Origin of the sequence: Oxalicibacterium sp. (assembly GCF_035565035.1) — a bacterium.
GTDB lineage: Bacteria > Pseudomonadota > Gammaproteobacteria > Burkholderiales > Burkholderiaceae_D > Oxalicibacterium.
This window is the reverse complement of record NZ_DATMTD010000093.1, coordinates 1-21,890: the sequence shown is the minus strand read 5'-3', so window position 1 is coordinate 21,890 and position 21,890 is coordinate 1. Positions and strand designations below refer to the sequence as shown.

The window sequence follows — 21,890 nt, the reverse complement described above, 5'->3', positions numbered from 1 at the left end:
TTCACTTGACCATCCCGTCGATCAACTCACGCAGCTGCTGTTGAATTGCAGCGATCGGTTGCGTCGAATCGATGATGCGAAAACGCGCTGGAAATTCTTCCGCGCGGCGCAGATATTCGGTACGCGTCGCCGCGAAGAAATCAGCCTGTTCCTGCTCAAACTTGTCCAGCGTGCGGGTCGCATCGAGTCTCGCACGTGCGACGTCCAGCGGCACGTCGAACAACAGCGTCAGGTCGGGTTGCAGATGCGGATGCACCCATTGTTCAAGCGCTGCAAGCTTGCTGCGTTCAAGCTTGCGGCCACCACCCTGATAGGCAAAGGTTGCATCCGTAAAGCGGTCGGATATTACCCAGTCGCCGCGTTCCAGCGCCGGTTCGATGACTTGTGCAAGATGTTCACGTCGCGCGGCGAACATCAGCAGCGCTTCGGTCTCAAGATGCATTTTTTCGTGCAGCAGAATCGTGCGCAGCGATTCGCCCAGCGTCGTGCCTCCCGGTTCGCGCGTGACGACGACCGTCTTGCCGGATGCCTGCAACGTTTCTGCGACGAATGCCAGATGCGTGGACTTGCCTGCGCCGTCTATGCCTTCGAAGGTAATGAATTTTGCTTTGCTCATGCGGAGAATCGATCCGGTGATATGCGTTATCTGTTGCGCTGGTATTTGTTGACGGCGTTGTTGTGTTCGTCGAGCGTCGCCGAGAACTGGCTGCTACCATCGCCGCGTGCAACGAAATAGAGCGCGTCGCTCTTTGCCGGATTCAATGCCGCATGCAGCGATTCTTCACCCGGCAAGGCGATCGGTGTCGGCGGTAGGCCGACACGTGTATAGGTATTGTGCGGCGTATCGGTCAGCAGGTCGCGTTTGCGAATATTGCCCTTGAAGTTCAAGCCCATGCCGTAGATGACCGTCGGATCGGTTTGCAGCAGCATGCCCTGTCGCAGGCGATTGACGAAAACAGCGGCGATCATCGGCCGTTCGGATTTCTTGCCGGTTTCCTTTTCGACGATGGAGGCCATCGTCAACGCCTGATACGGCGTTGCGTAAGGCAGCGTCGGATCGCGCTGCTGCCATGCTGCATCAAGTTTTTTCAACATCAACTTGTGCGCCTGACGGTAGATCTGCAGGTCGCTGGAATTCTTTGCGAACATGTAGGTATCCGGATAGAACAAGCCTTCCGGCATCGTGTATTCGGATGAAATTTTTGCCATCAGTTCGCGGTCGGTCAGACCGGCCGTCTCATGCTTGAGGCCTGGATGGGCGTCGATTTCCTGCCGCATCTGCGCGAAGGTCCAGCCCTCGATGATGACCAGCGCTTCCTGCGCAAATTCACCGCGCACCAGTTGCTTGACCAATCTGAGCGGCGTCACACCTTGCTTCAGTTCATACGTACCGGCTTTCAGTCTGGTGCTGTTACCGGTCAACTGGGCAAGCACGCCAAGCATCATCGGATTGACCGGCACACCGGCGTTTTCGATCTGCTGCATGCTGCTGCGCAGGCTGCTGCCCGGAGCGATGGTGAATTCGATGGAAGGTTGTCCGCTGGACAGGATGGGCTTCTGCGCCCAGAAGAAGCCGGCCGCGGCTGCAATTGCCAGCAGGACGATCAGCGTGAACAGTTTTTTTATCAAGTCGAGTCTCTGCAAAATCCGGTGCGTAAGGCGGGAAAATTCGGAACCCGGCACAAATCCAAATCCGGCCGCAATCCGACGCGTTTTTCCCACGCCACTATAATCAGACCCTAATGATAATCGCTGAACCCGGCTTCACTCCAATTTATTGCTGAAAATGATGACTCCCTGGCTGAATTTCCTGTCGCAGCAAGGTGCGCAGTTCGACGCGTCCACTGATGCTGTGCCGCAATTGCTGTCGTTCGGTGACGGTACCGCAGCCGAAACTGCACGCACGAATTTCGTCGCGCCGTTGCTTCATCTCGGCCTGATCTCTGCCACCGGCGATGAGGCCGCGCATTTCCTCCACAACCAGTTGACCAATGACGTCGAACATCTGAACGCGACCGAAGCACGCATCGCGGGTTATTGCTCGCCGAAGGGTCGCCTGCTCGCCAGCCTGCTGATCTGGAAAACCGTCGATCGCATCTTGCTGCAAATTCCGCGCGAGATTCAGGCGCCGGTCCAGAAACGCCTGCAAATGTTCATTCTTCGAGCAAAAGCCAAGCTGGCCGATATCAGCGATGAGCAAGTGATGCTCGGTCTCGCCGGCCCTGCAGCAGCAAGCGCGTTGATGCCATGGTTCCCTGAGTTGCCGCTGGCGATCTACGACAAGATCGAAACCGCAGCCGGCACGCTGATTCGCCATTCGAATGCATTCGGCATCCCGCGTTATCAATGGATCACGACGCCGGAACAGGCGATGGAAGCATGGCCGCAACTCAGCGCTGTACTGCAACCGGCCACGTCGGAAGCATGGCGTCTGGCCGAAATCGACGGCGGCGTGCCGCACATCACCACTGCAACGCAGGAACAGTTTGTGCCGCAGATGATTAATTTCGAATTGATCGGCGGCGTCAATTTCAAGAAAGGTTGCTACCCGGGGCAGGAGATCGTCGCGCGCAGCCAGTACCTCGGCAAACTGAAGCGTCGCATGATGCACGCCAGCGTGGCTATTGACGAGACAGTCGAACAGGTTGCAGCCGGCACCGAAATATTCTCGGCCGACGATCCCGGGCAACCGTGCGGCATGGTCGTCAACGCTGCACGCGCCAGTTCGCAATCCGTCGATTGCCTGGTCGAGATCAAACTTGCATCGGCCGATGCGGAAGTCCGTCTTGGTTCGGTTGACGGGCCGCTGCTGTCGTTCCAGCCACTGCCCTACCCACTGACCGATCCGGCCGCATGACCGTCGCCAGTAAAGCGTTGCCGCATCATGGACAACAATCGCGGACAATAACGATGGACCTCTACGTTTACTATCGCGTGCGTGCATCGGACGCCGATGCCTTTCAGAAAAAGGCGGTAGCGATGCAATCCGAATTGCAACGTCGCGGCACGGTCAACGCTGCACTGAAGCGACGTCCGGACATACAGGACGGCATGCATACATGGATGGAAGTCTATCTGGCGACGACGCCGGATTTTGAGGCACAGCTGATGCAAGCCGTGAATACCAATGGGTTACCCGCCTTCATTCAAGGCCCGCGTCATACCGAACAATTTGTAGATCTATCGTCATGTGCCTGATCGTTTTTGCATGGCAGGTATTGCCGAACATGCCCCTGCTCGCCGCCGGAAATCGGGACGAATTCTACGATCGCCCGGCCGCCGTTGCCGACTGGTGGGACGATCATCCGAATGTGTATGCCGGGCGTGATCTGCGCGGTGGCGGCACCTGGATGGGCGTCACGCGCGACGGACGCTTCGCTGCGATCACGAACATTCGTGCCCCGTCGGAAATGCGCCCCGATGCGCCGACCCGCGGCCGGCTGGTGTCGGATTATCTGGTTGGCGCGATGACGCCAATTGAATACACGAACAGCATTGCCGAACAGACAGCCGAATACAACGGCTTCAATCTGCTGGTCGGCAATCAGAAGGACCTTGTCTGGTTTTCCAATCGCGGCGACGGTGACGAACGCAACGGCAAACTGCTGGCCCCAGGCATATACGGCTTGTCGAATTCATTGCTCGACTGCACATGGCCGAAAGTGGTGCGCACCAAGGCGCAATTTTCCAGCCTGTTGTGTCAGGGGGCGCCGGAAGAAGCGTATTTCGAAATGCTGTCCGACACCACCCTTGCCTCCGATTGCCGCCTGCCGAAAACAGGTGTCAGCCTGGAACGCGAACGTCTGTTGTCCGCCGTCTGCATCGAATCGCCGGATTACGGCACACGGGTTTCGACATTGGTTCGGTTGCAGAACGACGGTCCGCCGGTGTTGATTGAAAGGCCGGCGGTCGCCATGCCCGCTTTGGTACAGGAACGTCCGCATCGCGGACAGTGCACAAAGGGATTCTGATTCGTGCGTGCGTGGTAGCAGCAGATTACCGCAGTGCGTTTCATCAGCGTTTCAGCTTCGCCTTCAACAGTTCACGTACATGCGGCACGTCCTCGTAAGGATCGTACGGATTGTGCTGCTGGATGACGTTCTCCATGCGCTTGCGTACGTTCGACAACGGTTCGCTTTCCGAATAGATGTAGAAGCGATTTTCACGGACCGCGTCGAATGTGAGTTCGGCTACCTGCGCCGCAGAAATTTTCCCGGACACCACTGCCTTTTCCGAAAAAGCCTGTGCTGCACGCTGGCTTGTCGTCGGCTCGGCGCCGTTGCGCATCGCAGTTGGGCGATTGCGTTCCGATTGATGAATTCCTGTCGGCACAAAAAACGGACACAGTACCGATGCACCGATCGGCGCATCGACCAGCCGTAAATCCTGAAACAAGGTTTCCGTCAGCGACACCACTGCGTGTTTGGATACGTTATAGATTCCCATCGTCGGCGCGTTCTGCAGTCCGGCAACCGATGCCGTATTGACGATATGCCCGCGGTAAGCCGGATCGTGCTTTGCGCATTCCAGCATCAACGGCGTGAAGATACGGACGCCGTGAATCACGCCGAACAGATTGACTCCCAGCACCCAGTCCCAGTCCGCTGCAGAGTTTTCCCATACCAGTCCGCCACTAGCGACACCTGCGTTGTTGAACTGCAGATGGACCACGCCGAAACGCTCCATGGTCTGGTCCGCCAGCAGCTGTACCTGCTCGGCCTTGCTGACATCGCACGGGACGGCAAGCACCTGTGCGCCCTGTTGCACCAGCTCATCGGCTACCTGCTCCAGCAAATCCTGCTGTACATCGGCCAGCACCAGTTTCATGCCGCGTCTCGCACCAAGCCGCGCAAATTCGAGGCCGAAGCCGCTGGCGGCACCGGTGATGACGGCGACCTTGTCGTGAAAATCGTTCATGCCGTCCTTTGCATTGTTATTCGTTCGCTCACGCCGGATTCATTTTCTTCGCCACATCGTTGCGACGGATGAACTTGAAGGTACCGGTCGCCTTCGCAACAAGCCTGTCGTCGTTCCACAGCTCGCCCTCACAAAAATAAATGCTGGAAGAAGCATGCATCACCTTGCCCTTAGCGATCAGGCGGCCACCTTCTATGCCGCCCGGCTGCATGAAGCTGGTCTTCATCTCGATCGTGACGCCACTACGGATTTCCGGATCGAGCGAACGTCCTGCCAGCGACATCACGTTATCCAGCATCGTCATGATCACGCCGCCATGCGCGACATGCCAGCTGTTCAGATGCCGCTTCTGCAACGTCAACTGGACTTGCGCCGTCCCGTTGTTCGATTCGACGACTTCGATGCCGAGTTCCTGCAGGAAAGGGATAAGGATGGGAGAAGGTGAAACGGGATTCGTCATCTGGAGCATTCAATTGCAAAAAAGAATGCCATTCTAAAACATGCCTACTTTGCGCGCCGTATTGCCCATGTACAGATGCAACGCCCAGGCGAATTTCACTTCAAATCGCGTAAGCGTTACGTAAGTTTCACGCAAGTATCGCGTAAGTTTCGAGTCGCACACTCCGGTTGCGACTCGGTGCGCACACGCTTTTGCGATGCGCATTTCATCATAACTATTAAAGGAGACGATCATGGCGACACCATCCACACCCGCACGCGGGATCACGGCGGAGGAGCGGAAAGTCATTTTCGCGTCGTCGCTGGGAACCGTCTTCGAGTGGTACGACTTTTATCTGTACGGCGCACTGGCCAGCATCATCGCCAAGCAGTTCTTCGCCGGTACGGATCCCAACACAGCCTTCATCTTTGCACTTCTCGCATTTGCGGCCGGCTTCATCGTGCGACCGTTCGGCGCAATCGTGTTCGGCCGTCTGGGCGACATGATCGGACGTAAGTACACCTTCCTGGTCACCATCGTGATCATGGGCGCATCGACCTTCATCGTCGGCTTGCTGCCGAACTATGCATCGATCGGCATCGCGGCACCGATCATCCTCATCGCACTGCGCATCCTGCAAGGTCTGGCACTGGGCGGTGAATACGGTGGTGCTGCGACCTATGTTGCGGAACACGCGCCGCACGGCAAGCGCGGTGCGTTCACTTCGTGGATCCAGACAACGGCGACCATGGGCCTGTTCATGTCGCTGCTGGTGATTCTCGGCACGCGTAAAGCGGTCGGTGAAGAAGCCTTTACCGACTGGGGCTGGCGCATTCCGTTCCTGCTGTCGGTCTTCCTGCTCGGCATCTCCGTCTGGATTCGCCTGTCGATGTCCGAATCACCTGCCTTCATGAAAATGAAATCGGAAGGCAAGACGTCCAAGGCGCCATTGACCGAATCATTCGGCCAATGGAAAAACATGAAGATCGTCATCCTCGCGCTGGTCGGTCTGACCGCAGGTCAAGCGGTTGTCTGGTATGCAGGTCAGTTCTACTCGCTGTTCTTCCTGACGCAAACGCTGAAGGTTGATCTGTCTACTGCGAACCTGCTGATTGCCGGTGCACTGCTGCTGGCGACGCCATTCTTCGTGATCTTCGGTACGCTGTCCGACCGTATCGGCCGCAAGCCGATCATCATGGCCGGCTGCCTGATTGCGGCACTGACCTACTTTCCGATCTTCAGCGCGCTGACGCACTATGCGAATCCGGCACTGGAAGCTGCCCTGAAGGAATCACCCGTCGTCGTGACCGCGGATCCTGCAACCTGCCAGTTCCAGTTCAACCCGACCGGCACCAAGAAATTCACCTCTTCGTGCGATATTGCAAAAGCCAAACTGGCTGCCGCATCGGTTGCCTATTCGAACGTGGATGCTGCAGCGGGAACGGTCGCTACCATCAAGATCGGCGATACGGTGCTGACTGCCTATGACGCCAGCGGCCTGTCCAAAGAAGATGCTGCCGCCAAGGACAAGGCCTTCTCGAAGGAACTGGCTGATGCCATCAAGGCGCACGGCTATCCAACCAAGGCCGATCCTGATCAGATCAACTATGGCATGACGCTGTTGCTGTTGTTCATCCTCGTCATCTACGTGACGATGGTGTACGGCCCGATTGCCGCCATGCTGGTTGAAATGTTCCCGACCCGTATTCGCTACACCTCGATGTCGCTGCCGTATCACATCGGTAACGGCTGGTTCGGCGGCCTGCTGCCTACCACGTCCTTCGCGCTGGTTGCCTACAAGGGCGACATTTACTACGGTCTCTGGTATCCGATCATCATCGCCCTGATCACGTTCGTGATCGGCATGCTGTTCATCAAGGAAACCAAGGACAACGACATCTACGCCAACGACTGATCCTGTTCCCGTGCATTCGGGAATACTCCACTGCCGCACAGTTTTCTGTGCGGCAGTTTTTTTTGTGCACGGCTGTCTGCGAACATGCAAACATTCATTTCCTTCCAGCAAGAAGAGCATTGACGCTGTCCAAACTTCTCAGGATTTGGTATTGTCTGGAAGCTAACGCCTTACTGCCGCTCTCACCAAATTTTTCATGAATAAAAGCAACAACATCAGCCGCATCGGCACACCACTCTCCAACATTGCAACAAAAGTCATGCTGCTCGGTTCAGGCGAACTGGGAAAGGAAGTCATCATTGCGCTACAGCGTCTGGGCGTTGAAGTCATTGCCGTCGACCGCTATGCGAACGCGCCCGGCCATCAGGTTGCGCATCGTTCATACGTCATCGACATGACCGACGGCGTGCAACTGGCAGCGTTGATCAACCAGGAAAAACCGGATCTCGTCGTTCCCGAAATCGAGGCGATTGCGACCGCAACGCTGGTGGAAATGGAAAATGCGGGCAGCGTGCGCGTCGTTCCGACTGCGCGCGCGACATGGCTGACGATGGATCGCGAAGGGATTCGTCGCCTCGCCGCGGAAGAACTCGGCGTGGCAACCTCACCTTATCGCTTCGCCGACAGTCTGGAAGAATTGCAGCTCGGCTGCACCGAAGTCGGCTTTCCATGCGTCGTCAAGCCAGTCATGTCGTCGTCCGGCAAAGGGCAATCAAAATTGAACGGTCTGGACGATGTCGAAACCGCATGGGAAACGGCAGCGGCCGGCGGCCGCGTCAATGCAGGCCGTGTGATCGTCGAGGGCTTCATCGATTTCGATTACGAAATCACGCTGCTGACCGTACGTGCGATCGGCGCCGACGGCCAGATCCATACGCAGTTCTGCGAACCGATCGGGCATCTGCAAGTCAATGGCGACTATGTCGAATCGTGGCAGCCGCAAGTAATGCACCCGGCAGCCTTGCAGAAGGCGCACGACATTGCACGACGCGTGACGGACAATCTCGGCGGACTCGGCCTGTTCGGCGTTGAACTGTTCGTCAAGAACGACATGGTCTGGTTCTCGGAAGTCAGTCCGCGTCCGCACGACACCGGCATGGTCACAATGATCAGCCAGCAACAAAGCGAATTCGAACTGCACGCCAAGGCGATTCTCGGCTTGCCGGTCAATGCGGCGCTGAAAACGCCTGGCGCATCCGCCGTCATCTACGGCAAGCATGACGGCAAGGCGATTGCATTCGAAGGTGTAGCCGATGCGTTGCGCATCGAAGGAACCGACGTTCGCCTGTTCGGCAAACCGGAGTCCTTCGCCAAGAGGCGCATGGGCGTGGCACTTGCCGGCGCAACCGATGTCGACACAGCGCGCAGTCGTGCACGTGAAGCGGCCGCCTTGATCAAACCGGTCGTCCCCGACTGATGCAATTGCCTACGCCACGCGTTCCGACCGTCTTTACCGGCAGCGATATCTTTCGCACGGCGTCTCTGCTGTTGTATGTCACGTTGCTGTTTCATATTCTGGTACTGGTTTATTCCAGTCACATGACACTGTCGCGCCCCGCACTGTTCGCAGCAGCGTTGCTGCCTTTGCTGCTGACAATGTCCTTTGTCCGCTATTTCTGTCCACGCAATCGTTTTCTGCATTGCGAAAGTTTTCTGCTGGTCGAAATGTCGGCCGCAACCTACGTCATCATCGTTCTCGCGCTGCTCGATCGCACGGCCGCGTTACCGATGCCGTGGCTGATCGCCATTACTGGCGTTTTCCCTTTGGTACTGAGCCGTCGTATCGCACTTTGTGCGATCGCGTTGCTGGCGCTGTTGAGTTATCGCCTGAATGCTTATCTTGGTGCGAACATCGGCGAATGGTTGCCGGATTTTTTCGCAACGATCTGTATCGGCTGGCTCGCATTGCTGCTGTCCAGAACATTGAATTCGAATCGCGTTGCGCTCGTGCAGGTGCGTACAAACGAACGGCGTTTCGATGCCATTGCACGCGTCACACGCCACGTCTTCATCATCACCGATGCCGATTTCCGCATCCAGTTCGCCAACCCTGCCCTGCAGGACGTCATCGGTTACACGCCGGAAGAAATCATTGCCGATGACATTCATCCTGTTTTGCATCCCGAGGACGAAAACGAACACAAGAACAAGCTGCGCAAACTGCGCGAATCGTCACACGGCACAATCTTCTCGCGTCACCGCGTGCAACACAGGGACGGCCGCTGGATCTGGCTGGAAACATGCGGCTACAACATGCTGCACGATTCGGCTATCAACGGCCTTGTATTCAGCATCGAGGACATCACGCAGCGCAAGGATGTCGAACTGAAACTGAAGGAAGAAACAGCCCTGCTGCGCGCCGTGCTCGACCTCAATCCGGAAATGATCTATGCGAAGGACACAGAGGGCCGCTTCACGATCAGCAACCGGAGCTTCCAGAAGCGTTTCGGCTTTGACAGTGAAGAAGAACTACGCGGTAAAACCACATACGATCTCTGCCTGAAAATGGCAAGCGATGCCGACAAGCTGAGCGCAGAGGAAATCGCCGAAGATGTCCGGATTCAGGATCGACAGGTCATGCAAAGCGGCCAGCCGTTGCAGGATATCGAGGTGCAGGGATTCTGGAGCGGAGATCTGGAGCGATGGTTCCAGACCAGCAAGTACCCCCTGCCGGATGCAACTGGTCATATCATCGGCGTGCTTGGTTTCACGCGTGACATCACAGAAAACAAGCAATACGAAACGCAAATCGCCTATCAGGCATTGCATGACATGTTGACCGGATTGCCGAATCGCCGCCATCTGGTCAATACCTTGTCGACGGCAATGGCAACCAGTCGGCAGCGCCAGTCCAGTTTGACGATGCTGTTCCTCGATCTGGATTTTTTCAAGAGTGTCAATGACACGCATGGCCACGACTTTGGCGACAAGTGCCTGGTCGAAATCAGCAAGCGCATCGTTGCAGCATTGCCGGAAAAGGATTTCGTTGCACGATTCGGCGGCAATGAATTCGCGATTCTTACCAACGCGTCGCTGGCGGAGGCATCGGTCAAGGCAAATACGATCATGCGTGCCGTTTCCGAACGGCTGATTTTCGATAATGTCGCCGTCAAGATCCAAACCAGCATCGGGATTGCACAACTCAACCCCGATCATCACGCGCCGGCTGACCTGGTGCGCGACGCCGATGCCGCGATGTATCAGGCCAAGGAACGCGGCCGCAACCGCATCGAGATTTACGACGCCGCTCTGCAGAGCAAATCGACCAAGCATGCGCGCATGGATGTGGCGCTGCGCTTTGCACTGGAACGCAACGAACTTTCCGTCGCCTGGCAACCTAAAGTGTCGCTGACCGACGGCAGGGTCAAGGGATTCGAACTGCTGCTGCGCTGGAACAGCCCCGAGTACGGCCTGATCTCGCCGAACGAATTCATCCCGATCGCGGAGACTTCCGGCATGGTCGTGCCGATCGGCATGTGGGCAATGGAGCAAGCCTGCCGCCAGCTTGCCGTCTGGCAGGAAAAATATCCGGCGATGGGCGACATGAGCGTGGCCGTTAACGTGTCGATGCGGCAGTTGCTGCAGACATCGTTCTTCAGTCAGGTGCGCGACATCCTCAACGAGAGCGGCGTCGCACCGCACACGATCGAACTGGAACTGACCGAAACCTCGGCGATGGCCAACCCGCTGCAGACGATGGAAACCTTGTCGATGCTGAAAAAACTCGGCCTGCGGCTGGCGCTCGACGATTTCGGTACCGGTTATTCGTCACTGGCCTACCTGCAGAAATTACCGATCGACATCCTGAAGATCGACAAAGCCTTCGTGCACGGCCTCGGCACCAATCAGAGTGACATGGAAATCATCCGCCTGATGATCGCCCTGGCTCAAACACTGAACCTGCAAACCGTCGCCGAAGGGCTGGAAACCCTGGCGCACATCGACGAACTGGCAAAGATGGGCTGCAACCTCGGCCAAGGTTTCATCTTCTCGCCGCCGCTATCCACCGAAGAAGCGGAAAACCTGATCGGCAGTACCCATACCTTTGCGGTGGCCTGAGCAGCGCATTTAACACGGAAATATGTCCGCCGTTTGACGCATTTGCACAATCCGGGCCCAAATCGAATATAGTCATGCGTTGACTTGTTCCGTTTGACTGACTTTCTTACAAAGATTTATGAAATTTGACGTCGCCATCGTTGGCAGCGGCTTGGCAGGCCTGTCCGTCGCCCTCCACCTTGCAGAAACCCGCAAGGTTGCAGTCATCTCCAAACGTACGCTGCTCGACGGCGCCAGCAGTTGGGCGCAAGGCGGTATTGCCGCCGTACTCGACTCCAACGACAGCTATGACGAGCATGTTGCCGATACACTGGTCGCTGGCGGTGGCCTGTGTGACGAAACCGCAACCCGTTTCATCGTCGAACACGGCCGCGAAGCCATCGAATGGCTGATCGAACAAGGCGTGCCCTTCACGCCGGATCCGACCGCTGAACTCGGCTTCCACCTGACGCGCGAAGGCGGTCACGGCCAGCGCCGCATCATCCACGCAGCCGATGCTACCGGCCATGCGGTGCAGGTCACGCTGGAAGAAAAAGTCCGCAAGCATCCGAACATCACGCTGATGGAGCATCACTACGCCATTGACGTCATCACCTCCGACACGCTGGAAAGCAAGAAAAACGGCCCGCGCTGCCTCGGCCTCTATGTGCAGGACGTCAAGAGCGGCAAGGTGCTGACGATCGCCGCCGATCATACGGTATTGGCTACCGGCGGTGCCGGCAAGGTCTATCTGTACACGACCAATCCGGACACCGCGACCGGCGACGGCATCGCGATGGCATGGCGCGCCGGTTGCCGCATCGCCAACATGGAATTCATCCAGTTCCATCCAACCTGCCTCTACCACCCGTATGCAAAATCGTTCCTGATCACGGAAGCCGTGCGCGGTGAAGGCGGCGTCCTGAAATTGCCGGCTACCGCAGGCAAGAGCGCCGGCAAACGCTTCATGCCGTCGCACGACGAACGCGCAGAATTGGCGCCGCGCGACATCGTGGCACGCGCCATCGATGCCGAAATGAAAAAGCGCGGTGTGGATTACGTTGATCTCGACATCAGCGACAAGTCGCCGGAATTCCTGAAGGAACATTTCCCGACCATCATGGCGCGCTGCCTCGAGTTCGGCATCGACATCACGAAACAGCCGATTCCCGTCGTACCCGCCGCGCATTACACCTGCGGCGGCATCGTGACCGACCTCTCCGGTCGAACCGACCTCCCCGGCCTGTATGCCGTCGGCGAAACAACCTGTACCGGCCTGCACGGCGCCAACCGGCTTGCCAGCAATTCGCTGCTCGAATGCCTGGTGCTGGGTCGCGCAGCCGCACGCTACATCGCCGATCAGCCGAAACAGAAAGGCAATCCGCTGCCGGCCTGGGATGAAAGTCGCGTTACCGATGCCGATGAAGAAGTCATCATCGCCAACAACTGGGAAGAATTGCGACGCTTCATGTGGAACTACGTCGGCATCGTGCGCACGACCAAACGACTGGAACGCGCACAGCACCGCATTCGCCTGCTGAAGGAAGAAATCGACGAGTACTACGCGAACTTCCGCATCACACCCGATCTGCTCGAATTGCGAAATCTGGTCGAAGTTGCCTCGCTGATCGTCAACAGCGCCTTGTCACGGCGCGAAAGTCGAGGATTGCATTACAGCCGCGACTATCCGGAAACGCTGCCGAAGGCCTTGCCAAGTGTGCTGTCGCCGGACCGGAAGAAATAGACTGTCTGCCAATAAAAATGCCGCTCGATCGAGCGGCATTTTTGTTTGCTGTTCTGATAAGGATGACTCGTAACGAGGGTTACTTTTTCTCGACGATCCGCAGCGAATAATCGGTAGCGCGCACATCCTTGGTCAAGCCGCCGATCGAAATACGATCGACCCCCGTCTCTGCAATCGCCCTGACCGTTTCCCGATTCACGCCGCCCGAGCCTTCCAGCAGAGCACGCCCCTTCGTCAACGCCACCGCATCGCGCATCATGTCGAGCGAAAAATTATCCAGCAACACTGACTGCGCACCGGCGGCCAACGCTTCTTCCAGTTGGGCCAGGCTTTCCACTTCAATCTGTATCGTCACGCCGGCATTGAGCGCAAGTGCAGCTTGCATCGCCGCACGTACGCCACCGGCTGCGGCGATGTGGTTTTCCTTGATCAGGATGCCGTCATACAACGCAATGCGCTGATTGCGACCGCCGCCGACGCGCACCGCGTATTTTTGTGCCAGACGCAAACCCGGCAAGGTTTTGCGCGTATCGAGAATCGCCGACTTCGTGCCGGCAACGAGATCCACATATTCGCGCGTTGCAGTCGCCACGCCCGACAGCAGTTGCAGGAAATTCAGTGCCGCACGTTCTGCGGTCAGCAAGGCACGTGCCGGCGCCTCGATCACGCAAACGACACTGTCGGCCTGCATCAATTCACCTTCGATGTAACGCCAGTCGATGCGAATGTGCACGTCGAGCTGCTTCATCACGCCTTCGAACCATGGCGCGCCGCACAGCACCGCCGTTTCGCGTACAACCACGTGTGCGGTCACCCATTCTTTTTCCGGTACCAGCTTGCCGGTCACGTCGCCGCTACCCACATCCTCTTCCAGCGCCGCCCGGATATTGTTTTCGAACGCAGCAACAAGCGCTGCGTCGAACGGGGCATACGGATTTTTCAGCGTGCTCATGCCGGGCCGATTCCCGAAAACAGCTTCTGTTCCTTTGCCAGATCGCCGGATGGACGAACATTGGCTTTTTGCGCAGCGGCAAAATCCAGCATGCGGTCGATGCAGACCGTTGCCTTGCGACCGATCTCGGGATCGACATGAATTTCATTGCGGCCGGTTTCAAGCACGTCGAGCAGGTTCTGCAACCCGTTCATTGCCATCCATGGACAATGCGCGCAGCTCTTGCAGGTGGCACTGTTGCCGGCAGTCGGCGCATCGATGAATATCTTGCCCGGCGCGGCGGCTTTCATCTTGTGCAGGATGCCGTTGTCGGTGGCGACGATGAATTCCGGTGCGTCCATGGTTTGTGCTGCGTGAATCAGCTGCGAGGTCGAACCGATCGCGTCGGCCAGTTCGACGACAGCTGCTGGTGATTCCGGATGCACCAGCACTTTGGCCAGCGGATGTTCCTTCTTCAGCAGTTCCAGTTCGACTGCCTTGAACTCATCGTGCACAAGGCATGAGCCTTGCCACAACAGCATGTCGGCACCGGTCTGCTTTTGGATATAGCCGCCGAGATGCTTGTCCGGCGCCCACAGGATTTTCTTGCCCTGCGCATGCAGGTGTTCGACGATCTTCAGGCCGATCGACGACGTCACCATCCAGTCGGCGCGCGCCTTGACCGCGGCACTGGTGTTGGCATAAACGACCACGACACGATCCGGATGCGCATCGCAGAACGCGGTGAATTCTTCGGCCGGACAACCGAGATCGAGCGAACAGGTCGCGTCCAGATCGGGCATGAGGATGGTTTTTTCCGGGCTCAGTATCTTGGCCGTCTCACCCATGAATTTGACGCCGGCAACGATCAGCGTCCTGGCCGGATGATCGCGACCGAAGCGTGCCATTTCCAGCGAGTCGGAAACACAACCGCCCGTTTCTTCCGCCAGATCCTGCAGATCGGCGTCAACATAGTAGTGTGCAACGAGCACCGCCTCGCGCTCCTTCAGCAACTGCTTGATGCGCGCCTTCAAGGCGATCTTCTCTTCCTGCGACGGCATGGCCGGTGTGCGCGCCCAGGCGTTGGCGACACAACTTGTGCCGCTTTCCATCTGGGGACGTTCGAATTCAATGGTTTTGATTGGCTGAATTTGCATGGCTGATCAAGGAAACGAGGTCTTGCTTTGCATGTCGTTCGTGTTCGGGAAAATCCCGACACAACATGGTTCGGCAAATTGTAGCGTTATTCGTATATGGCCGTGATTGTAGCGAGGGCAGGAGTGACTTGCGCTGCGGCGACTCGAAATAGAAAAAGCGCGACCGGCAATTGCCGAATCGCGCCCTGTCTGTCCCTGCGCTTACTGAATGCCCTGGCTCGACAGATAATCCTCATAAGTGCCCTGGAAGTCGATGATTTCGCCGTCCTTCACTTCAAGCACGCGTGTTGCCAGCGATGAAACGAATTCGCGATCGTGCGAGACGAAAATCAGGGTGCCCGCATATTTTTCCAGGGCAACGTTCAGCGATTCGATCGATTCCATGTCCATGTGATTGGTAGGCTCGTCCATCAACAACACATTGTGGCGACCAAGCATCAACTTGCCATAGGTCATCCGACCTTTTTCACCGCCGGACAATACCTTGACCGATTTCTTCACATCGTCGCCACCAAACAGCAGACGCCCCAGAATCGAACGCACGGCCTGATCGTCGTCGCCTTCCTGCGTCCATTGTCCCATCCAGTCCGTCAGGTTCTTGTCGCTGGCAAAGTCTTCGGTCGGATCCTGCGGCATGTAACCGACATTCGCGTTTTCCGCCCATTTCGCCTTGCCGCTATCGGCATCCAGACCGGTGATATCGGCACCGCCGATGCAGCGTAACAACGTGGTTTTACCGGCACCATTGGCACCAATGATGGCGATGCGCTCGCCGGCTTCAACCAGTAAATTGACGTGATTGAAAATCGTGCGGTCGTATTTTTTCGTGAGTCCTTCGACTTCAACCGCCAGACGATGCAGTTTCTTTTCGCCGTCAAAGCGAATGAACGGGTTTGCACGGCTCGACGGCTTGACGTCCTCGACCTTGATCTTCTCGATCTGCTTGGCACGCGACGTTGCCTGACGCGCCTTGGATTTGTTTGCGGCGAAGCGACGCACGAAATCCTGCAGCTCCGCGACCTTGTCTTTTGCCTTTGCGTTATTGGCAAGTTGCTGCGCACGTGCCTGCGACGACGCCAGCATGTAGTCGTCGTAATTGCCCGGATAAACCTTCAGCGTGCCGTAATCCATGTCGGCCATGTGCGTGCAGACCTGATTCAGGAAGTGACGATCATGGGAAATGATGATCATCGTGGAATTGCGCTGATTCAGCACATCTTCCAGCCAGCGAATCGTGTTGATGTCGAGGTTATTGGTTGGTTCGTCAAGCAGCAGGATGTCGGGATTCGAGAACAGCGCCTGCGCCAGCAAGACACGCAGCTTCCAGCCCGGGGCAACCGCGCTCATCGGACCCTGATGCTGGTCGATCGGAACGCCAACGCCCAGCAATAATTCGCCTGCGCGCGCTTCCGCTGTATAGCCGTCGTACTCGGCGAACTTCGCTTCGAGGTCGGCAGCCTTCATGTAGTCTTCGTCTGTCGCGTCCGGATTGGCATAAATCGCGTCGCGCTCGGACATCGCCGCCCACATTTCGGTGTGCCCCATCATCACGACATCCAGCACGCGCATTTCCTCGAACGCGAACTGGTCCTGACGCAATTTGCCGAGACGTTCGTTGGGGTCGAGCATCACGTTACCGGCCGACGGCTCCAGATCGCCGCCGAGGATTTTCATGAAGGTCGATTTGCCGCAGCCGTTGGCGCCGATCAGGCCGTAACGATTGCCATCGCCGAACTTGACGGAAATGTTTTCGAACAACGGCTTGGGGCCGAACTGCATCGTGATATTTGCGGTGGAAAGCACTGAAGAAAACCTTTGATGAGATGAATTACAAGCCCGCTATTTTACCATCGGCAGAGGCCGAGTTCCGAGCCTGCCCTCAGGAAAGCCGATCGGCCTGATACGCGGCCTTCAGTCGTACCGGGTTCAGGCCAGATGAGGATAGCCGGACATTTGCAGCGTGAAGCGCCCGCCAGCCGATTTCAAGGTCGCATTTGCGCCGATTGCCAGCGTTGCCTTGTCGCGTCCGTGTCCGACCTGCAATCCGGTCAGTACGGGCACCGGCAATTGCGCACGCAGATAAGCCACCATCCGGACAAAATCGTATCCGTTGTCGTAATCGGTCAACCGGTAGCCGGAAAAGTCGCCAAGCAACACCGCCGCCTGTTTTTCCAGTACGCCTGCATGCAGCAATTGCAGCATCATGCGTTCGACGCGGTAAGGATGTTCATTGATGTCCTCGACGAAGAGAATACCGTTCGCAACGTCCGGTAGCCAGGGCGAGCCCGCCAGATGCGTGAGCATTGCGAGATTGCCACCCCACAACGTGCCAGCCACATCGATATCGGGATTATCGGCAGCCTCGCCGCTTACCCGATGCTCTGGCTGCGTCAGGCATTGCCAGAAATCGTTCAACGTGTAACTGCTCAACTCGTCGCGGACAAAATCGTCGCACAGCATCGGACCAGAAAAACTGACGCCGCCATGCTGCAGCAAACCCATTTGCAGCGCGGTAAAGTCGCTATGGCCGACAAACAACTTTCCGCTCGCTGCAAGCGCTGAAAAATCCAGCGCCGGCAACAAACGCGACAAGCCATAACCGCCGCGCAATGCGAGGACGACGTCGACATCCGGGTCGCCCGCCGCGGCGTACAACTGCGCGATGCGTTCGTCGTCACTCGCGCCAAAACGCTGAAACTTTCGCTCCGGATCGGAAAAATTACGCACGCGACAACCCTGCTCCCGCAATGTCGCCATGCCGCGTTCAATTGCATCTGCCTGCGGCGCATAACCGCTGGGGGCAACGATGGCGATCGACGGCTGGTCCAAACTGCGCGATGCGAGCAATTGCCGGATATTCCGGTTTAGTTCCGCGTTCATTTTTCGATCGATGCGCAAACGCCGACATGACAATGTTCGCTGATCAGTTCGGCCAGCATGTCATTCAGTTGATCCGGCAAATCGTGTCCCATTCCTTCGATTTCATGCATGACCGCATTCGGTATCAGCTTCGCAGTTTCACGACCGCAATCGATTGGAATCAACGGATCGGCAGTGCCGTGAATTACCAGCGTGGGAACAGAAATGGTTTTCAGCAAGGCAACGCGGTCGCCGGAGGCACCGATCGCCAGCAACTGCCGTGACGTGGCAACGGGTTCAAGGCTGCGCTCGACCGAGCGGGCGACGCGCTCCTTCAACGTCGCGCGTGATGTCGGGTATTGCGCGCTGCCGATCACTTCGATCGTGTGAACGAAATGATCGACAATTGCGACCGGATCGTTTGGCGGCACAGCGAACAATACCTTGCGGGCAGCAGGCGTCGGTCCCGGCAGACCTCGACGTCCGCTGGTGGACATCATTGAAGTCAGACTGAGAGTGCGCGTCGGATAGCGTGCGGCAACGATTTGCGCAATCATGCCGCCCATCGATACGCCGAGAATGTGCGCCTTGTCGATTCCCAGCGCATCGAGCAGGCCGATTGCATCGTCAGCCATATCGTCCAGCCGGTAGCCGGCAGACAGCTTCATTCGCAACGCCATCTTGAGTACCGCCAGCAAGGTGTTCGGTTTGCCAAGATGATGCAGTTTGGTGGACAGGCCACTGTCACGATTGTCGAAACGAATCACGTAGAACCCGCGCTGCACCAGCGCGTCGCAAAAGGAATCCGGCCAGGAGACCAGTTGCATACCGAGGCCGACAATCAGCAGAATCGGGGGATTACGCGAATCGCCTTGTGTTTCGTAGGCGATATCCAGATCGTTTACTTGAATGATGGGCAAGTCGTGATTTCCTAAACTGCCGCGGTCATTGCCGCGCGTGAGATGTTGACGGTTGTTCGAAAATAATCAGCAACGATGTGCTCGATGTCCGACGACGCTAGCACTGTCACATCGTTGCCATACGATACCATCGACACGACTGAAAATCGAGACGCTCACGACGTTCGTCAACTCTGTGTCGGGTTCTCGTTTCTGGCCGCTTGCGCATCGCGTCGGCGGGCGGCAAAGAATTCTTTCAGCAATGCGCCACACTCGTTGGCCAGCACACCGCCGGTCAATTGCGTATGGTGGTTCAACTGGTTCTGTTCGAACAGATTGACGATGGAGCCGCAGGCGCCTGTTTTCGGATCGCTTGCGCCATAGACGACACGTGCAAGTCGCGCATGCATCATTGCGCCGGAACACATGGCACATGGTTCCAGCGTGACGAACAGTTCACAACCGGGCAGACGATAGTTGCCGAGAATCGTAGCTGCCGCACGCAACGCCATGATCTCGGCGTGTGCGGTCGGATCGTGTGTGCCGATCGGCTGGTTGAAGCCGGTTGCCACCACTTCGCCATCCTTGACGACGATGGCACCAACCGGCACTTCCCCCAGCGCCCATGCATTACGCGCCTGATCCAGTGCCAGTCGCATCCAGATCGCATCCTGCGTCACGGGTTGCAGCGTGGCGTCCATGCGTATGTTTAATCTTCCGCCGTGATTTCCGCCCAGCAGTTGGGCGTTTCGTGCAGCACCAGCTTGTGCAGACGCAGACCCGTGCCGTAGCGATCCTTGTAGGCGGCATTCAGAATATCGAATGCTGTTTGCGCCAGATTTTCCACGGTTGGAATGCGGTCGATGATCACGGTCTTGTGGCCGGGAATGCTTTCCAGGAAAGAACGCACTTTTTCATCCTTCTCGTAGACGAGGAAGGCATGATCCCAGACGTCGATCAGATGCTGTTTCGCCAACGCCTTGATGTCGGAAAAATCCATGATCATGCCGTTGTCGGAACTGCCTTCGACATCGATGACCGCACCGAGGAGCGTGATTTCAAGCGTATAGCGATGGCCATGCAGGTTGCGGCACTGGCTCTTGTGATCGGGAATACGGTGGCCGGCGTCGAATTCGAGCTTGCGGGTAATGGTTAGCATGGCAATGATTTGTGAACGTCAGGGTATCTGTAAAAGTTTGTGGGTCTGCAGGCTCAATTTCCATTTCGGATTGCGCTTGCAGATATCGATGGCAAGTTTTGTATTCTCTTCCGCCAGTGGACCATCCATCGGCTGCACAAAAAAATGCCCGAAGGCGAGTTGCTCGTAATCGGCCAGAGATTGGCCGGCTTGCGGAACGACGACCTTGATCTCGCTTCCCCGTTGCACGACCAGTTTGGAGCCCATCTTGGGGCTGACGCAAATCCAGTCAACGCCGGCCGGCACCGGCAAGGTGCCGTTGGTTTCAATGGCGATTTCAAAACCGGCTGCGTGCATCGCATCGATCAGCGCCGCATCCAGTTGCAGCAACGGCTCGCCGCCAGTAAAAACGACATACTTGCTGGCCACATACGACGCGGGCCAGAGCGCATTGATTATGGTTGCCAGCGCAGCGCCATCGGCGAATTTCCCCCCGCCTTCTCCATCAGTACCAACAAAATCGGTATCGCAGAACTGGCACACAGCCGCGGCGCGATCGCTTTCACGCCCGGTCCACAGATTGCAGCCGGAAAAACGGCAAAACACCGCCGGACGTCCGGCATGTGCGCCCTCGCCCTGCAAGGTGTAGAAAATTTCTTTTACGCTGTAAGTCACGATAAATGCCGGATCATGCAGAAAAATGCCGAAAATCAGTCACGCATCGCGTGGGCGGAACCCGCCATTATAAATCAGCCGCCCTTGCGAGGCGCGTACAGGCAATCAATGCTCGGTATTGCGCGACAGCGCACTTTCGATCAAATCCAGTTCGCGCAGCAAACGGCGATGCGTTGAATCGTCGAGCCGGTTGTTCAACCACATCTGGAACAACTCCTCGCGCTCGGCATGAATCGCTTCCAGCCGCAAATTGCGTTCTGCTTCCGCCAGTTCCCGCGCGCGCCTTGCATCGTCGCCGTCGCTGAGGCCGTAATCCAGCCTTCGCTTGTACAACTCTGCAACGCGTGTTGCCGCTTCCAGGCGTATTGCGTTGTCCTTTTCCGCATCTGCGATCGCAACATGACGTAAATGGCGCAACGCCGCTTCCGCAGCAGCCACTCTGGCCTGTCCCTCCTCCCCACCGAACATCGGCTCCGGCATGAATTTCAGGTTACGGGTCAATAACGGCAGCGCAATGCTGGCACTCAACAGTGACAACAGAATCACACCTTTCGCCAGAAAAATCAGCAAATCCCTTTTTGGAAACGCTCCGCCATCCGGCATCAGCAATGGCAATGTCAAAATGCCGGCCAACGTCACCGCGCCGCGTACGCCGGCAAACGCCGTCATCAACAACAGGCGTAACGAAGGTTTCGGCGCGTCGGGATTACGTCGCTTGCGAAATAGCGTGAACTTCAGCGAGCTCCAGACCCAGAGAAAACGCAGAATCGCCAACACCAGCGTAATGGCCAGCACATACAGCAGCAACCACCACGCGGTACTCAATCCCATCTCGGACGCCACGGCAGGCAGTCCTTCAACGGTCGTACGCAATTGCGCGCCAAGAATGACGAAGATCACCCCGTTCAATGTCATCTGAATCGTGTCCCAGACAGCGACGCGCTGCATGCGGGTCGAAGCAAGTCGCCTTCCCAGCAAGTCTGCGTAATGTGTGGTCATGCCGGCAGCGGCGGCTGCCAGAATGCCCGAGACATTCATTTTTTCCGATACCAGATAGGCGGCAAACGGCACCAGCAAGCTGATCAGAATCTGGACGCCCGGATCTTCGCCCGCCACGGCAACCAGCCAGCGATTCAGTACACCGACCAGCCATGCCACGCCAACACCCACCATCAAAC

At 57.1% G+C, this 21,890-nt stretch carries 20 protein-coding genes; 7 read left to right on the top strand and 13 right to left on the bottom strand.

Going from position 1 to position 21,890, the window contains the following annotated elements; translation table 11 throughout:
* Position 1: 1 nt before the first annotated feature.
* A complete protein-coding gene (gene tmk / locus VN114_RS08545; protein ID WP_325513914.1) occupies positions 2–616 on the bottom strand; it encodes a dTMP kinase in 615 nt (204 codons plus the stop codon).
* A gap of 26 nt (positions 617–642) precedes the next feature.
* Positions 643–1,626, bottom strand: a complete 984-nt coding sequence (mltG, locus tag VN114_RS08540) for an endolytic transglycosylase MltG (protein ID WP_325513947.1) — start codon at positions 1,624–1,626, stop codon at positions 643–645.
* Between the two features lie 163 nt (positions 1,627–1,789).
* On the opposite strand from mltG, the gene VN114_RS08535 reads away from it, so the two are divergent.
* From VN114_RS08535 to VN114_RS08525, 3 genes are read left to right on the top strand one after another with little or no spacing between them, the layout of a single operon-like run.
* The gene (locus tag VN114_RS08535; protein ID WP_325513945.1) at positions 1,790–2,857 is read left to right on the top strand and encodes a folate-binding protein; all 1,068 of its coding nucleotides are present in this window, start codon (positions 1,790–1,792) and stop codon (positions 2,855–2,857) included.
* Between the two features lie 53 nt (positions 2,858–2,910).
* The gene (locus VN114_RS08530) at positions 2,911–3,198 is read left to right on the top strand and encodes a DUF4936 family protein (protein ID WP_325513912.1); all 288 of its coding nucleotides are present in this window, start codon (positions 2,911–2,913) and stop codon (positions 3,196–3,198) included.
* Complete coding sequence (locus VN114_RS08525; protein WP_325513910.1) at positions 3,189–3,971, top strand: NRDE family protein; 783 nt, start codon at positions 3,189–3,191, stop codon at positions 3,969–3,971. Before VN114_RS08530 ends, VN114_RS08525 begins: the two co-directional genes overlap by 10 nt.
* A 43-nt stretch (positions 3,972–4,014) precedes the next feature.
* On the opposite strand, the gene VN114_RS08520 is transcribed toward VN114_RS08525, so the two are convergent.
* Both VN114_RS08520 and VN114_RS08515 read right to left on the bottom strand, forming a co-directional pair.
* The gene (locus tag VN114_RS08520; RefSeq protein ID WP_325513909.1) at positions 4,015–4,917 is read right to left on the bottom strand and encodes an SDR family oxidoreductase; all 903 of its coding nucleotides are present in this window, start codon (positions 4,915–4,917) and stop codon (positions 4,015–4,017) included.
* 28 nt (positions 4,918–4,945) lie between these two features.
* Entirely contained in the window at positions 4,946–5,377 is a 432-nt protein-coding gene (locus tag VN114_RS08515) for a PaaI family thioesterase (protein ID WP_325513908.1), read from the bottom strand.
* Positions 5,378–5,609: 232 nt separating this feature from the next.
* Between VN114_RS08515 and VN114_RS08510 the strand changes: the two genes are divergently transcribed.
* The 4 genes from VN114_RS08510 to nadB all read left to right on the top strand — a co-directional run bounded on the left by VN114_RS08510 (position 5,610) and on the right by nadB (position 13,053).
* The gene (locus VN114_RS08510) at positions 5,610–7,271 is read left to right on the top strand and encodes an MFS transporter (protein ID WP_325513906.1); all 1,662 of its coding nucleotides are present in this window, start codon (positions 5,610–5,612) and stop codon (positions 7,269–7,271) included.
* A 196-nt stretch (positions 7,272–7,467) separates the two neighbouring features.
* Positions 7,468–8,688 carry a formate-dependent phosphoribosylglycinamide formyltransferase gene (gene purT, locus VN114_RS08505; RefSeq protein WP_325513905.1) on the top strand — a complete coding sequence of 407 codons (1,221 nt, stop codon included), beginning with the start codon at positions 7,468–7,470 and terminating at the stop codon, positions 8,686–8,688.
* Complete coding sequence (locus VN114_RS08500; protein ID WP_325513903.1) at positions 8,688–11,330, top strand: sensor domain-containing protein; 2,643 nt, start codon at positions 8,688–8,690, stop codon at positions 11,328–11,330. Before purT ends, VN114_RS08500 begins: the two co-directional genes overlap by 1 nt.
* A 118-nt stretch (positions 11,331–11,448) precedes the next feature.
* Positions 11,449–13,053, top strand: coding sequence for an L-aspartate oxidase (gene nadB, locus VN114_RS08495; RefSeq protein ID WP_325513901.1), 1,605 nt, complete (start codon positions 11,449–11,451; stop codon positions 13,051–13,053).
* 79 nt (positions 13,054–13,132) lie between these two features.
* On the opposite strand, the gene nadC is transcribed toward nadB, so the two are convergent.
* The 9 genes from nadC to VN114_RS08450 all read right to left on the bottom strand — a co-directional run.
* On the bottom strand, positions 13,133–14,005 hold the full coding sequence (nadC, locus tag VN114_RS08490; protein WP_325513899.1) for a carboxylating nicotinate-nucleotide diphosphorylase: 873 nt from the start codon (positions 14,003–14,005) through the stop codon (positions 13,133–13,135).
* Positions 14,002–15,141 carry a quinolinate synthase NadA gene (gene nadA / locus VN114_RS08485; protein WP_325513898.1) on the bottom strand — a complete coding sequence of 380 codons (1,140 nt, stop codon included), beginning with the start codon at positions 15,139–15,141 and terminating at the stop codon, positions 14,002–14,004. Before nadA ends, nadC begins: the two co-directional genes overlap by 4 nt.
* Before the next feature lie 201 nt (positions 15,142–15,342).
* Positions 15,343–16,944, bottom strand: a complete 1,602-nt coding sequence (locus tag VN114_RS08480) for an ABC-F family ATPase (RefSeq protein WP_325513896.1) — start codon at positions 16,942–16,944, stop codon at positions 15,343–15,345.
* Between the two features lie 123 nt (positions 16,945–17,067).
* Positions 17,068–18,021 (bottom strand): muramoyltetrapeptide carboxypeptidase, encoded by a 954-nt coding sequence (gene ldcA, locus VN114_RS08475; protein ID WP_325513894.1) that lies wholly within the window; start codon positions 18,019–18,021, stop codon positions 17,068–17,070.
* Positions 18,018–18,920: an alpha/beta hydrolase gene (locus tag VN114_RS08470; protein WP_325513892.1), complete on the bottom strand. Its 903-nt coding sequence runs from the start codon at positions 18,918–18,920 to the stop codon at positions 18,018–18,020. Before VN114_RS08470 ends, ldcA begins: the two co-directional genes overlap by 4 nt.
* Before the next feature lie 167 nt (positions 18,921–19,087).
* Positions 19,088–19,600, bottom strand: a complete 513-nt coding sequence (gene tadA / locus VN114_RS08465) for a tRNA adenosine(34) deaminase TadA (protein ID WP_325513890.1) — start codon at positions 19,598–19,600, stop codon at positions 19,088–19,090.
* Positions 19,601–19,608: 8 nt separating this feature from the next.
* On the bottom strand, positions 19,609–20,058 hold the full coding sequence (gene queD, locus VN114_RS08460; protein WP_325513888.1) for a 6-carboxytetrahydropterin synthase QueD: 450 nt from the start codon (positions 20,056–20,058) through the stop codon (positions 19,609–19,611).
* A gap of 18 nt (positions 20,059–20,076) precedes the next feature.
* Positions 20,077–20,712: a 7-carboxy-7-deazaguanine synthase gene (gene queE, locus VN114_RS08455; RefSeq protein WP_325513886.1), complete on the bottom strand. Its 636-nt coding sequence runs from the start codon at positions 20,710–20,712 to the stop codon at positions 20,077–20,079.
* A 105-nt stretch (positions 20,713–20,817) separates the two neighbouring features.
* Positions 20,818–21,890 (bottom strand): cation:proton antiporter (locus tag VN114_RS08450; protein WP_325513884.1); only part of this gene is annotated, 1,073 nt, incomplete at its 5' end.